Origin of the sequence: Demequina aurantiaca (assembly GCF_050598105.1) — a bacterium.
GTDB lineage: Bacteria > Actinomycetota > Actinomycetes > Actinomycetales > Demequinaceae > Demequina > Demequina aurantiaca_A.
In genome coordinates, this window is the sequence record NZ_CP192436.1 from 1,193,622 (window position 1) to 1,206,886 (window position 13,265).

A 13,265-nucleotide genomic window follows, 5' to 3' on the forward strand; every position below is an offset into this window, starting at 1 on the left:
GGGCTCCTCGTCGAGGGTCCGCCCGGTTAAGCCGCTGAACCTGGTCAGTCGCTGAAGGTGTGATCCACGCTGGGGAAGGTGCCGCCCTTGACCTCGGCGACGTAGCCAGCCGCGCCCTGCCGCATCGCTTCCCCGACCGCGCCAAACTGCTTGGAGAACGACGGGTGCCAGTCGCCCACCCCGAGCGCGTCCAGCCACACCAGCACCTGACCGTCGGTGTGCGGACCGGCGCCGATGCCGATGGTGGGGATGTCGAGCGCGGCCGTCAGTTCCGTGGCGACGGGCTCGACCACCATCTCGAGGACGATCGCGAACGCTCCGGCCTCCTGCAACGCGAGAGCGTCGGCGAGCATCTCCTCGTAGGCGCCATCCCCGCGGCCCTGAATGCGGCGGCCGCCGATGGCGTTCTCGCTCTGTGGAGTGAAGCCAAGGTGGCCCATGAAGGGGATGCCTGCGTCGGTGACGGCCTTGACCTGGCGCGCGACGCGGCGCCCGCCCTCAAACTTGATGGCGTTGGGCTGCGCGAGTTTCATCATCCGGATCGAGGACTCGACGGCCTGTTCCGGCGAGATCTCGTACGAGCCAAAGGGCAGGTCGGCGACCACAAAGGACTTACTGGCGGCGCGGGAGACGGCCCGCGCGAACGGGATCATCTCCTCGAGCGTGAGCGGCACGGTCGAGTCGTAGCCCAGGATGTTGTCGCCCATCGAGTCGCCCACGAGCAGCATGTCCACGCCGGCCTCGTCGAAAGCACGCGCCGTCGGGTAGTCATAGGCGGTGAGCATCGTGATCTTCTCGCCGCGCTGCTTCATCTGCGCGAAGTGATGGATGCGTACCTGCTTGCGATCGCTCATTCCTCTATCCTTTCACGCCAGCGGCTGGTAATCGGTAGCCTGCGGTCGCGCCCGAATGCCAGCGCAGTGACCTTGGGGCCCGGCGGGTACTGCCGGCGCTTCCACTCGGCGCGATCCACCAGTGAGAGCACCTTGTCGACGATTCTTTCGTCGAAGCCGCGTGCCAGTAGCTCGGCTCGACCTTCGGCGTGCTCCACGTAGGCGTCGAGCACCTCGTCCAGTAGTTCATACGGAGGCAGCGAGTCCTGGTCCAACTGCCCCGGGCGTAGCTCCGCGCTGGGGGGCTTGGTGATCGAGTTCTCCGGGATGGGGGCAATCTCGCCGCGGCTCTGGGCGTACGAGTTACGCCACCTGGCCAGGTCCCACACTCTGGACTTATCGAGGTCCTTGAGGGGCGCGAACCCGCCGATGCTCCCGGCGTCGTAGATGGTCGCGTAGCCGGTCGCGAGTTCCGATTTATTGCCGGGGGCCATGACCATGTGGCCCTCGCGGTTGGAGATCGCCATCAGGATGACGCCGCGCACGCGCGCCTGCAGGTTCTCCTCGGCCACGCCCGTGAGTGTCAGTTCCTGTTGGAACGCGTCGACCATGCGCGCGATGGGCTGGACCCGATAGTCGGCGCCCAGGCGCTTGGCGAGGTCCGCGGCGTCGTCCTTGGAGTGCTCGGAGGAGTACTCGGAGGGCATCGACACTCCCACCACGTTCTCGCCGCCGATGGCGTCGGCGCCCATTGCGGCGGTCAGCGCGGAGTCGATTCCGCCCGACACCCCGAGCATCACCGACGTGAAGCCGTTCTTGAGGACGTAGTCACGCAGCCCGGTGACGCAGGCCCAGTAGGTCTGCGCGTCCTCGCTGAGCGGTGCCGTCACTTCCGATGCCGGGGGAGTCTCGTGGTCGGCAGGCACGTCCCACAGCACGAGTGCGTCGGTGAAGCCGGGTGCCGCGGCCAGCAGGCGTCCGTCCGCGCCGACGATGAAGCTGTGGCCGTCGAAGACCAGGTCGTCCTGCCCGCCCCACATGTTCACGTACGCCACGGGAGCGGCAACCTCGAGCGCTCGGCGCTGCGCGAGCTCGGTGCGGATGTGGCCCTTACCCTCCTCAAACGGGGAGCCATTGAGCACCAGGAGCAGGTTGACGTCGGCATCATCCATCTGCGAGACCGGGCCGCCGTCCTGCCAAATGTCCTCGCAGATCACGAGCCCGACGCGCTTGCCGTTGACCTCGATGACGCACCGATCCTCGCCGGGGGCGAAGATGCGGCGCTCGTCGAACACTCCGTAGTTGGGGAGGTGATGCTTGTTGTAGCGGGCGCTGACGTCTCCGTGCTGGATGACTACCGCCTGGTTGGTCGGGCGGCCCTCTGTGTTGACGCCAAGCGTGCCCAAAATCACGGTGAGCGAGCCGAGACCCTCCGCGTGGAGGGTGGCCGCGATGTCCTGCACCGCGCCCTCGGCGGCGCGCTGAAAACTCTCGCGCAGCGCCAGGTCTTCGATCGGATATCCGGTGGTCGTCATCTCCGGGAAAGCGACCAGGTGGGCGCCGAGTGCGTGGGACGCGCGGCATCGGTCGAGGACGAGTGCCGTGTTACCAGCGATGTCACCCACACAGGTGTTGATCTGCGCGAGCGCAATTTTCAAGTCAGCCATGGCGTCAGCCTATCCGTCGGCGCGTCGCCGGTCACGTTACACAATGGACACGCGAGTACGGCAAGATGGGGGCATGGATAAGCAGCAGGAGTACGTGCTTCGCAGCGTCGAAGAGCGCGACATTCGTTTCATCCGACTTTGGTTCACCGATGTGCTCGGGATCCTGAAGTCGGTGGCGATCGCCCCGGCGGAGCTTGAAAACGCGTTCGAGGAGGGCATCGGCTTTGACGGCAGCGCCGTCGAGGGCCTGACGCGCGTGTTCGAGTCGGACATGCTCGCCAAGCCGGACCCGTCCACGTTCCAGATTCTGCCGTGGCGCGGGGACCGACAGGGTGCGGCCCGCATGTTCTGCGACATCTACACGCCTGACGGTGAGCCCGCGCTATCCGACCCCCGCCAGGTGCTCAAACGCACGTTGGACAAGGCGTCCAAGCTCGGCTTCAGTTTCTACACGCACCCCGAGATCGAGTTCTATCTCTTCAAGCCCCTCGAAGAGGGCAAGCTTCCCAAGCCGATTGACCAGGCCGGGTACTTCGACAACGTCCCGCGCGGGACCGCGCACGAGTTCCGCCGCACCGCCATCACGATGCTTGAGAACATGGGCATCTCGGTGGAGTTCAGCCACCACGAGGCGGGGCCTGGTCAGAACGAGATCGACCTTCGCTACGCGGATGCGCTGCAGATGGCCGACAACATTATGACCTTCCGCATGGTTATCAAAGAGGTGGCACTAGAGCAGGGCGTCTTCGCGTCGTTCATGCCCAAGCCGCTCGCCAATGGCCCTGGCTCCGGGATGCACACGCACATGAGCCTGTTCGAGGGCGACCGCAACGCCTTCTACGAGGCCGGCGCGGCCCACCAATTGTCGCCAGTCGCGCGCCAGTTCATGGCGGGCATCCTTAAGCATGCACCGGAGATCACGGCGATCACCAACCAGTACGTGAACTCCTACAAGCGACTCTGGGGCGGCACCGAGGCGCCCTCCTACGTGTGCTGGGGATCCAACAACCGCAGCGCGTTGCTCCGGATTCCCACCCACAAGCCCGACAAGGGACAGTCGACCAGGGTCGAGTACCGCGCGATGGACTCCGCGGCAAACCCGTATCTGAGCTTCGCCGTGCTGCTCGCGGCAGGGCTTAAGGGCATCGAGGATGAGTTGGTCCTGCCCGAGGGTGCGGAGGACGACGTGTGGGAGCTGTCTAATTCCGAGCGGCGCGCGATGGGCTACGAGCCGTTGCCAGCGTCACTGTCCGATGCCGTTGACGTCATGGAGCGCTCCGAGCTCGTGGCGGAGACGCTCGGCGAGCGGGTCTTCGACTTTGTGCTCAAGAACAAGCGCGCGGAGTGGGAGTCGTACCGAGCACAGGTGACTCCGTACGAGATCGAGCAGTACCTCCCGGTTCTTTAACTCGCTCCACGTCGGCGCAATAGGGTGAACACATGAACACCCGCGAAGTTCCTTTTGCCACTCGACTCCGGCGCGCCGGCGTGCTCGACGCGCCACGCGTGCAGGCGCAGATCGAGCAGATCAACGCGATTACCGGCACCTATTTAGAGGACCCCGCGCACGCGCTGTCGTACCTGGCGGATCCCGATGCGGGAATCCTGCAGTTGCTTCGACTCGCCGAGGCCGCGCGCGACAGCGGCGACCTCGACGCCCTGGTTGCGCTGCGTGGCACGGAGGGCGGCTCTAAACTGACCATCCTGCTGGGCGGCTCGCTCGCGCTTGGCGACTTTCTGATTCGCCACCCCGGTATGGTCGCCGACTTTGGGAACCTGCCCGTCGGGGAGGTTTTCGCCGACATCCCCGTGCGCCGCATCATCATGGAAAGCGTGGGCGCTGACCCGGACTCGGACGCGCCAGTCGCGACCGTCACGGGGGCGGACGGACAGGCCGCGATGCGCATCGCATACCGCAGGGTCCTCATGCGAATCGCGTCCGAGGATCTCTTCGCGCGGGTGCCAGCGGCGATCATGCACGAGGTTGGCAGCGTGCTCGCTGACCTCGCGGGTGCCGCGCTCGACGCGGGTCTCGCGCTGGCCCGGGCGGCGTATCCCGACCACGTCGCGACTCGACTGTGCATTCTGGGGATGGGCAAGTGCGGCGCGCGCGAACTCAACTACGTGTCCGACGTCGACGTGATCTACGTCGCGGAGCCCACCGACGGACACACTGACGAGGAGTCACTGCGCGTGGCCGGGCGCCTCGCGAACCACGCCGCGCGGGCGTGCGACAGCGCCGGGGTCGAACCCGCACTGTGGGAGGTCGACGCGAACCTGCGTCCGGAGGGAAGCGACGGGGCGCTGGTCCGCAACGTCGCGTCGCATCGGGCCTACTACGACAGGTGGGCGCAGACCTGGGAGTTCCAGGCGCTCCTCAAGGCACGACCAATCGCGGGAGACCTCGAGATTGGCCAGCAGTACCTCGATCAGATGTCACCCCTGGTGTGGGAGGCGGTCGAGCGTGAGGGATTCGTGGAGAGCGCGCAGGCCATGCGCCGCCGCGTCGAGCAGCATGTGCCGCGGGGCGAGTCGGAGCGCCAGATCAAGTTGGGCCCGGGCGGACTTCGTGACGTCGAATTCACCGTGCAACTCCTGCAACTTGTGCACGGCCGCTCGGATGAGACACTGCGCTCGCGCAACACGCTTGAGGCGCTGCACGCCTTGCGCGCCGGCGGCTACGTGGGCCGTGTTCAGGCCGCGACTATGGACCGGTCCTACCGGCAGCTGAGGGTGTGGGAGCACCGGCTGCAAATGCGCAAGCTCAGCCGAACGCACCTCATGCCCGCCACGGACGACGGCAAACGAGTGCTCGCGCGCGCGTCCGGTTTCGCGACCGTCGAATACATGGAGGAGGTGTGGCAGGACATCCGTCGAGACGTGCGTGCCATGCACCTCGAGATGTTCTACCGGCCGATTTTGCCTGTGACGGCGCGGCTCAGCGCGGACGAGGCGGCGCTGGACGACAACGCCGCGCGGGCTCGCCTGGCTGCCGTGGGCTTCGGCGACCCGACGGGCGCGAAACGCCACATCTCTGCACTGACTGAGGGCGTGAGCCGCAGGGCGTCGATCCAGCGCCAGCTCCTGCCCGCGATGATCGGCTGGTTCGCGCAGGGCGCGGATCCGGACGCCGGACTACTCGCGTTCCGCCAACTCTCAGAACAGTTGGAGAACGCGCAGTGGTACCTGAAGCTCCTGCGCGACTCTCGCACTGCCGCGGAGAGGCTAGCGAGACTGCTGTCGACCTCCGGCTACGTGACGAAGGCCCTGCTGGCGTCCGCGCAAGACATCACCTGGCTTGACAACGACGAGGACCTGTTGCCGCGCGACCCAGCGCGACTGTGGGGCGAGGCCGACGCGATCATGAAGCGCGCGGCGGATCCCGATCAGTGCATTACCGCCCTGCGCGGATTGCGGCGGCGTGAGCTGGCCCGGACATCGGCCGCAAATGTGCTGGGCATGCTCTCCTCGGTCGAGGCCGCGAAGACCGTCACGACGGTTGCCGACGTACTGATCGACGGAGCGTTGAGGGTCGCTCTCGCGACGGTCGTGAGGGAAAAGGGATTGGAGCGAGCCCCGGTCGCTATGGCCGTGATCGCCATGGGACGCTACGGCGGGTACGAGATGGGTTACAACTCGGACGCCGACGTTCAATTCGTGTACGAAGGCGACGGCGAGGGCGGTCACGCTTTCGCGCAGCAGGTCGCGACAGAGTTGCGCAGATACCTCCAGTCCGTGGGAAGCCAGCCAGGGATGGAGATCGACGCGGACCTGCGTCCGGAGGGCAAGAACGGGCCTCTTGTGCGCTCACTGGCCAGCTGCCGGGAGTATTACGAGCGCTGGTCGGACCCGTGGGAGGCCCAGGCGCTCTTGCGTGCGCGTCCGTGCGCGGGGGACCAGCAATTGCGCGACCGGTTCGTCGAGATGATCGACTCGGTCCGCTACCCCGAGGCGCTCGAGGACTCCGCTCTCACGCAGATGCGCCGGCTCAAGGCCCGCATGGAGAGCGAGCGGCTCCCGCGCGGAGTCGACCCGCGCCGGCACGTGAAGCTGGGGCCAGGCGGACTGTCCGACGTGGAGTGGAGCGTGCAACTCCTGCAGCTGCGCCACGCTCACGAGCACCCCGCGCTACGCACCACGGTGACGTTGGATGCCCTCGCGGCCGCCGTCGACGCCAAGCTCATCGAGATCAACGATGCGGAAGTGTTGGCCGACGCTTGGAGGTTCGCCACCGACATACGTGGCGCTCTCGCGCTGCGGGGGGTGGGCAGGCGCACGGACGTGCTGCCGCCCGACGTCCGGCAGATGAAGGTACTTGCTGACATTATGAACGTGCGTATGACTGGCTCCGAGCTGGACGAACAGTATTCGCGCGCGTCGCGCCGAGCACGCCTCGTGACCGAGCGCGTGTTTTTTGACTGGAGAGAGGAACCACGATGATCCTGAGGACGATTCTTTCCGCCGTAGCGATAGTGCTCGGAGCTTTGCTGATCGCGACTTGGGGTGTCAGCCAGGTAGCAGTGAAGTCGGTGGAGGACGGCAGCGCCGTCACGAACATCACCGCCGCCGTCCTCGATTCTCCTACGGCGCTAGCCGCGATGAGCGTTGAGTTGGGCGACGTCGCGATTGACGCGCTCGGCAACACCGCGATAGACGTCGAGGCGCTCGGGCTCGACGGCGCGATTCGCGATCAGGTGACGGCGCTGGTGGAGTCGGAGGCCTTCGCCGCTGAGGTAGAGCGCCAGGTGGGGCAATCGCACGGGCAGTTTGCCGATGCGCTGACGGACGATGCGCGTGAGTCCGCACCCTTGGTGCTCATGATGGACGCCTCCCCACTCGTCAACGATCGAATTTCGGAGATCCCCTTGGTCGGATCATTCGTGCCGACCCTGACCCTCGCCCCCGTTCCGGTGGAAGTCGCCAGCGCGGCCACCATCGACGACGCGCGTACCGCGTACGGCTTCATGGAGTTCGCGGCGACGTGGTTCCTGTGGATCGGAATCGCGCTGATCGTCGTGGGCCTAGTGATCTCCGCGCGCAGGCGATGGTTCCTGTCCAAGACACTGCTCGCCGTAGGCGTCATCTCGCTCGGGGTATGGGCACTGCTCACCTTCACCGCGCCGGAGACCATCGCCGGCTGGTTCTCGAGTGGCGGGGAGGAGAGCGCCGCGAACATCGTCATTCGTACGTTCGCGGCGGAGTCGGCCCCGTCCGTGGCCAGCCGCATGCTCTGGTGGGCCCTGATAGCCCTGGTGGGATCGGGCATCTTTGCGTTCATCGCCGCTGGTAATAAACGAAAAACAGCGTAATCTAACTCCCATAACGCGCCACCAACCCACTGGAGTCCTACCGTGAGATCGTTTCGTACCTTCATTTCCGCGTTCCTGGTCCTGTTGGGCGTCATGATGATCGTCTCGTGGGCGTTCGCGTCTAAGACGGTCGACGCCGTCGAGAGCGGCGACGCCGCGGCGAATCTGACCAACGCCGTGTTGTCATCCCCCGAGATCGCGGACAAGGCAGCGACAACGGTGACGGACAAGGTTCACGACGAGATTGCCGCGAAGGTTGACTCCGATGCCTTCGAGCTTCTGTGGACCTTCGCGGAGCAGCCCATCCACGACGCCGTAGTAAGCGCCCTCGGGTCGGACGCCGTCACAAATGTGGCAGAGTCCGGGGCCAGCAAACTACAGGCCGGGTTGGTTGAGGCGCTGACGGACAAGGACCGCGTGATCGGGCCGTTGCTTCTTGGCGTAGACGTGTCCCCGCGAGTTAATGCGCGCATTGACGAGATCCCGTTCGTGGGCACGCTGATCCCCGATGTGACCGTGCCGCCACTCGAACTGACGGTCATGGAGGCCGAGGTATTCCAGGACGTTCATACTGTTTACTCCTCCGCAAAATTTATGTCCACGTGGTTCATCTGGATTGGGCTACTGCTGGTTGCTCTTGGCGTGATGACTTCGCCGCGCCGCAAGTGGTTCCTCGCGCGCTCCATGTTGTTGGCGGGAGTGCTGGTGCTTGCGATCGGCTTTACCGTGAACGCATTTGGTGCACACACCATCGCCGGGTTGGTACCCGGGGGAACCGAGGGCGGGTTGGGAACCACGGTCGACCAGCTCTTGTCAGACACTGCTATTCCGACCATCACCGGTTTGCTGGTGAAGCTCGGTATAGCGGCACTGGTGCTGGCGATCCTTTCCTTGCTCGCCGTGCGCTACGTGCCAGTCTTCCGCGACCGAGTCCGCGCCGAGCGCGAGCTCAATGCGGAGCCGCTGGTCCACTCCGAGGGTGCGGGCTCAGGTTCGACCGAAACCGACGTCGCGGGCTCGGACGTGAAGCTTGGCGACACCCTGCCGCTGCCAGTTTCTGTGGGGGCTGGGGCGGTGGAGCGCGACGCCGGCGAGTCGTCGACTGCCAGCATTCCCACATCGGTTTCCACGGCCGTCACGGTCGAGAGCCCCACGGTGGCCGCACCCGAGGCCCCAGCGGTCGTGCCGTCGGCCAAGAAGCCGGCCGCACGCAAGCCCGCCGCTAAGAGGCCCGCATCCTCGACTGCGAGCGCTGCCGGAGCCAAGCAGCCCGTAGCAAAGAAGCCAGCGGCGAAGAAGCCCGCGGCCGCCAAGGCAACACCGGCCGCGCGCAAGCCCGCAGCCAAGAAGCCAGTAGCCAAGAAGCCCGCGGTGACCAAGCCAGCTGCGACCAAGCCGGCGGCGACCAAGCCGGCGGCCGCTAAGCCCGTGAGCGGCGAGGAGCCCCCGACCACCGCCTAGGTTGGCTTCGGGCTTCCGACTTGATTGGCGAGCCTAGACAGGGGAAAGGGCACCGGCGATAACGCCGGTGCCCTTTCTCACGCCAGAAGCCGTGAGGCTGCGGCTGGTGGCGCGCCTACTTGACGGCCCCCGCGGTGAGCCCGGAGACGATGAACCGTTGCAAGAACAGAAATAGGATTACGACCGGCACGGCCGACATGACTGCGCCCGCGGCGAACTGGCTCCAGTCGGCATAGTTGGGGTTAGCGACCATGCGGTAGAGGCCAACAGCGAGTGTCTGTTGGTCGGTGTCTACCAGCACCACCGACGCGATCACGTAGTCGTTCATCGAGGCGATGAACGACAGCAACCCGACCACCGCGAGAATCGGCGCAACCAGGCGCAGGATGATCGAGAAGAACACTCGAGCGTGCCCGGCGCCGTCAATCTTGGCTGCCTCGTCGATCTCCTTGGGGACTGTATTGAAGAACCCGTACATCAAGTACGTATTCACGCCGAGCGCGCCGCCGAGGTAGACCATGATGAGGCCCGCATGCGTGTTCAGCCCGATGGCGGGGAAGACCTCGCCGATCTTCGTCAGGAGCAGGAAGATGGCGACCACGGCGAGTAGCTGGGGGAACATTTGCACCAACACCAGGCTGAGCAGGCCTGTACGGCGACCCTTGAATCGCATCCGTGAGAAGGCGTAGGCGGCAAGCGCTCCAAGGAAAACGGCCAAGACCGCGGTGGTAAGGCCCACGACGAGCGAGTTGACGAACCACTCCTTGAACGGGTACTTGGTCGAGTTAAGTAGACGCGAGTAGCTCTCGAAACTGATCTCGGAGAAGAGGTCGTTGGACCCGGTCAGGGTTCCGAAGGGCTTGAGTGACGCGGACAGGATGTACGCGAGCGGGAAGAGGGCAAAGAGGGACAGAACAACTGCGATCACGTGTCGCCAACCGGTGTCGCGGAACCAGCGCACGAAAGAGAACGGGCGCTTGTTGCGCACCAGCGGGGTCCTCTTGACTTGAGTCACGGTGCTCATTAGTTGATGTCCTCCAGAGTCTTAGTCTTGCGGAAGCTGATGATGGAGATGGTGGCGACCACCACGAAGATGATGATCGAGAAGGCGCTCGCCAGCCCGTAGTCACGCTGCTGCCCGGTGAACGCCACCTTGTAGACGAGCGAGATCAGGATGTCGGTATGGCCCACGGGTATGTCCGCGCCGGATATTCGAGGACCACCGCCCGTCACCAGATAGATGACGTTGAAGTTATTGAAGTTGAACGCGAACGTCGCGATCAACACCGGGGCAACGCTCACGAGGAGGAGTGGCAACTTAATTTGCCTGAAGACCTGCCACGGGCTCGCCCCATCGGTGCGGGCGGCCTCTTGGATCTCCTCGGGGATGGATTGCAGAGCTCCCAGGGTAACGAGGAACATGTAGGGGAAGCCCAGCCAGAGGTTGACGATCAGTACCGCGACCTTCGCCAGGGTGGGATCGGTGAGCCACGGTATGTCGGCGCCATTGAGCAGCACCCTGTTGATGAATCCGAAGCTCGTGGAGTACATACCGGACCACACCATGGCCGCCAGGAACGCCGGGAAGGCGTAGGGCAGCACCATGATGATTCGATAGACCTTCAAGCCGCGCATGCGTGGGTGGTTGAACATGATCGCCATGAACAGGCCCAGCGCGAAAGTAAACAGCATGGAAAGCGTGGCGAAGACGAAGGTCCAGATCATCACGCTGACCAGGGGCCCGCGGATCGAGGAGTCGGTGAACGCGCGCTCGAAGTTCTGGAGCCCAATGTTGATGGTCCAACCGGGCAGGAGCTCGGCGCCGTCTTGCTCTTCAAAGACTCCGTTGCCGTCGTCGTAGTAGACGACGTCAGTGGTGGTGTTGGTGAGCGTATCCGCGGTCTCGTCGTAGACAAGGTTGGACACGTACTGGTAGCCGCTCGAGCCATCGAGCGTACGTACAGATCCGTCATTTGGGTCCTCGGAGACCGGGACCACCAGGGTGAATACGGCGTCCTGAACCTGCAGGACGTCGGCAAACTTAAGGGTCGTGTAGCCGTCGGTCGCGACGGCCTTGTCTCCGTCGAAGGTGGCCTCCACGGGGGCAAGCGGGGTCTCGGCGTCGCCGACCAGCGCCTGGCCCTCTGGCCCGGTCACGAGGAACCCGAGGCCGTTGGGTCCGTCGACCACTGTGAGCGGGTAGGAGACCGAGTCCGGCACGCGCGCCTGGTTCTGGCTGAGGAGCGACTGAATGGCCTGGTCCTTGTCGAGGATGTGGCCCGTGGAGTAGTTGGTGAACGCGATATAGAAGGTGTACATGATCACGAACACCTGGAAGATCAGGAGGAAGACCAGGCCCGGGGTGATGTACTTCGCCGGAAGCATCCGCTTGCTGAGGTAGATGACGTCGATGGCGATCGCGAGGGCGACTGCACCCACGACGATGCCCCAACTGCCCTGAGTCGCGAGCACGAAGATCAGGAACGCCATGATCGCGTTGAACGACGCGAGCAGGGCGATCTTGAGCACCAAGGGGCCGATGCGGAAGGAGTCGAAGCGCAGTCGCTTCCGGGGTGCACGTTTGGGTGCGCGTTCAGCCACGTTGGTGTTCGTCATTGAACTAAGGGTCCGTTCTAGTCAGAGTTATTCGTTCGGTGCGCAACAAGCCGGGGCGATCCCTGAGCGGGGCCGCCCCGGCTTGCTTGGTGTGGGTCTTAACCTGCGATTGCTGCTTCGACGTCGCTAGTCAGCTTCGTCCACGTGGCGGCAGGGTCGGCGCCATCGAGGATTGCGGCCTCGGCGATGCCCCAGTACTGCCAGACCTGTCCCATTGCGGGGATGGCGGGCATCGGTACGGCGTCGGTGCCTGCGGCGAGGAAGCCCGCGACCAGCGGGTCTGCCGCCGCGGTGTCTGCCGCTGCAGTCAAGGCGGGGAGGATCTTGCCGGACTCGAACAGCGAGAGCTGAACTTCCTCGGTGCCGATGTAGTTCACCAGGAAGTCATTCGCTGCGACCTTGTTCTCCGAGTACTCGTTGACGAAGAATCCCTTGACGCCGGCGAAGGGAGCGGCCACCGACGGTCCGGGTGCGGGGATAGCGTCTACCTCGACGTTGATACCCGCTTCGGTCGCGGAGGTGAGGTTCCACGGGCCGGTGAGCCAGAACGCGGCGTCGCCGGACGTGAACTTTTCCTTGGCGATGTCACCGGTGATCTCGGTGCTCATGTTGCCATCAGCGCCCTGCTCGCCCAGCCATGCGGCGAAGTCCTGGCCGTCGCCCAGCGTCAGCTGTGTGGGGTCGTACGCGCCAGCGTCGTCGCGGCCAAAGACCTGTGCGTCGAACGAGGTCTGGAACGGGTAGAGGTGATACGGGTTGCCCTCGGCGCCCTGCTCGACGACGAACGGGAACTCCGCTCCGGCCTCCGTGCCCTTCGAGATCATGTCGTTGTAGTCGGTTGCGGCCTCGGGGACCAGGTCCGCGTTGCGCAGCACCGCGAGGTTCTCAACTGCGTAGGGGAGTTCGTAAACAGTGCCCTCGTAGGTCGAAGCGTCGAGCGCTACGGGAAGGTAGTTGGCGGCGGTGTCGCCCAGCTCGAGGGGGGCTACTACGCCGTTCGCGGTGAGCTCGCCCAGCCAGTCGTGCGCGCCCATGGTGATGTCGGGTCCGGAGCCTGAGTTGGCCTGCTGGATGAAGTCATCCTTGAGAGTGGCATTGTCGCGGGGAACGATCTCGACCTGGACCCCGGTCTTGGCCTCGTAGTCGGCGGCGGTCTGCGCGAGTGCATCTGCGCGCTCCGAGTCCACCCATACGACAAGGCTGGAGCTTGCTGCGGGCTCGCTAGCCATTGCCGAGGACGTCGGCTCTGAGCTTGCGCTGGTGGTCGCGTCATCGGTGCTGCTTGAGCATGCAGTGATGAGCAGGCCCGCGGTGGCGAGCATCGCTCCCATGGCTAAGGACTTCTTTGTCTTCAACATCGGTGTCTTCCTTTTTCGCAG

General features: G+C 64.9%; 9 protein-coding genes. 4 read left to right on the top strand and 5 right to left on the bottom strand.

What is annotated here, in order from left to right; all coding sequences use genetic code 11:
• Positions 1–44: 44 nt before the first annotated feature.
• Positions 45–854 (bottom strand): 3-methyl-2-oxobutanoate hydroxymethyltransferase, encoded by an 810-nt coding sequence (gene panB / locus ACQU6B_RS05355; RefSeq protein ID WP_430869011.1) that lies wholly within the window; start codon positions 852–854, stop codon positions 45–47.
• Positions 851–2,500 carry an NAD+ synthase gene (locus tag ACQU6B_RS05360; protein ID WP_430869012.1) on the bottom strand — a complete coding sequence of 550 codons (1,650 nt, stop codon included), beginning with the start codon at positions 2,498–2,500 and terminating at the stop codon, positions 851–853. The genes panB and ACQU6B_RS05360 overlap by 4 nt, the downstream gene beginning before the upstream one ends.
• A gap of 73 nt (positions 2,501–2,573) precedes the next feature.
• On the opposite strand from ACQU6B_RS05360, the gene ACQU6B_RS05365 reads away from it, so the two are divergent.
• The 4 genes from ACQU6B_RS05365 to ACQU6B_RS05380 are packed head-to-tail and all read left to right on the top strand — an operon-like array spanning position 2,574 to position 9,270.
• Positions 2,574–3,908 carry a glutamine synthetase family protein gene (locus ACQU6B_RS05365; protein ID WP_430869013.1) on the top strand — a complete coding sequence of 445 codons (1,335 nt, stop codon included), beginning with the start codon at positions 2,574–2,576 and terminating at the stop codon, positions 3,906–3,908.
• Between the two features lie 32 nt (positions 3,909–3,940).
• Complete coding sequence (locus ACQU6B_RS05370) at positions 3,941–6,940, top strand: bifunctional [glutamine synthetase] adenylyltransferase/[glutamine synthetase]-adenylyl-L-tyrosine phosphorylase (RefSeq protein ID WP_430869014.1); 3,000 nt, start codon at positions 3,941–3,943, stop codon at positions 6,938–6,940.
• Positions 6,937–7,809 carry a hypothetical protein gene (locus ACQU6B_RS05375; protein WP_430869015.1) on the top strand — a complete coding sequence of 291 codons (873 nt, stop codon included), beginning with the start codon at positions 6,937–6,939 and terminating at the stop codon, positions 7,807–7,809. The genes ACQU6B_RS05370 and ACQU6B_RS05375 overlap by 4 nt, the downstream gene beginning before the upstream one ends.
• A 42-nt stretch (positions 7,810–7,851) precedes the next feature.
• Positions 7,852–9,270, top strand: a complete 1,419-nt coding sequence (locus ACQU6B_RS05380; RefSeq protein WP_430869016.1) for a hypothetical protein — start codon at positions 7,852–7,854, stop codon at positions 9,268–9,270.
• A 115-nt stretch (positions 9,271–9,385) separates the two neighbouring features.
• On the opposite strand, the gene ACQU6B_RS05385 is transcribed toward ACQU6B_RS05380, so the two are convergent.
• From ACQU6B_RS05385 to ACQU6B_RS05395, 3 genes are all read right to left on the bottom strand, one after another.
• Positions 9,386–10,294 carry a sugar ABC transporter permease gene (locus tag ACQU6B_RS05385; RefSeq protein WP_430869017.1) on the bottom strand — a complete coding sequence of 303 codons (909 nt, stop codon included), beginning with the start codon at positions 10,292–10,294 and terminating at the stop codon, positions 9,386–9,388.
• Complete coding sequence (locus tag ACQU6B_RS05390) at positions 10,294–11,886, bottom strand: ABC transporter permease subunit (protein WP_430869018.1); 1,593 nt, start codon at positions 11,884–11,886, stop codon at positions 10,294–10,296. Before ACQU6B_RS05390 ends, ACQU6B_RS05385 begins: the two co-directional genes overlap by 1 nt.
• A 98-nt stretch (positions 11,887–11,984) precedes the next feature.
• A complete protein-coding gene (locus ACQU6B_RS05395; RefSeq protein WP_430869019.1) occupies positions 11,985–13,244 on the bottom strand; it encodes a sugar ABC transporter substrate-binding protein in 1,260 nt (419 codons plus the stop codon).
• Between the last annotated feature and the right edge of the window lie 21 nt (positions 13,245–13,265).

Coding starts and splice junctions, on each gene's coding strand:
- panB (WP_430869011.1), bottom strand. CDS start 854: ATGAGCGATCGCAAGCAGGTACGCATCCATCACTTCGCGCAGATGAAG.
- ACQU6B_RS05360 (WP_430869012.1), bottom strand. CDS start 2,500: ATGGCTGACTTGAAAATTGCGCTCGCGCAGATCAACACCTGTGTGGGT.
- ACQU6B_RS05365 (WP_430869013.1), top strand. CDS start 2,574: ATGGATAAGCAGCAGGAGTACGTGCTTCGCAGCGTCGAAGAGCGCGAC.
- ACQU6B_RS05370 (WP_430869014.1), top strand. CDS start 3,941: ATGAACACCCGCGAAGTTCCTTTTGCCACTCGACTCCGGCGCGCCGGC.
- ACQU6B_RS05375 (WP_430869015.1), top strand. CDS start 6,937: ATGATCCTGAGGACGATTCTTTCCGCCGTAGCGATAGTGCTCGGAGCT.
- ACQU6B_RS05385 (WP_430869017.1), bottom strand. CDS start 10,294: ATGAGCACCGTGACTCAAGTCAAGAGGACCCCGCTGGTGCGCAACAAG.
- ACQU6B_RS05390 (WP_430869018.1), bottom strand. CDS start 11,886: ATGACGAACACCAACGTGGCTGAACGCGCACCCAAACGTGCACCCCGG.
- ACQU6B_RS05395 (WP_430869019.1), bottom strand. CDS start 13,244: ATGTTGAAGACAAAGAAGTCCTTAGCCATGGGAGCGATGCTCGCCACC.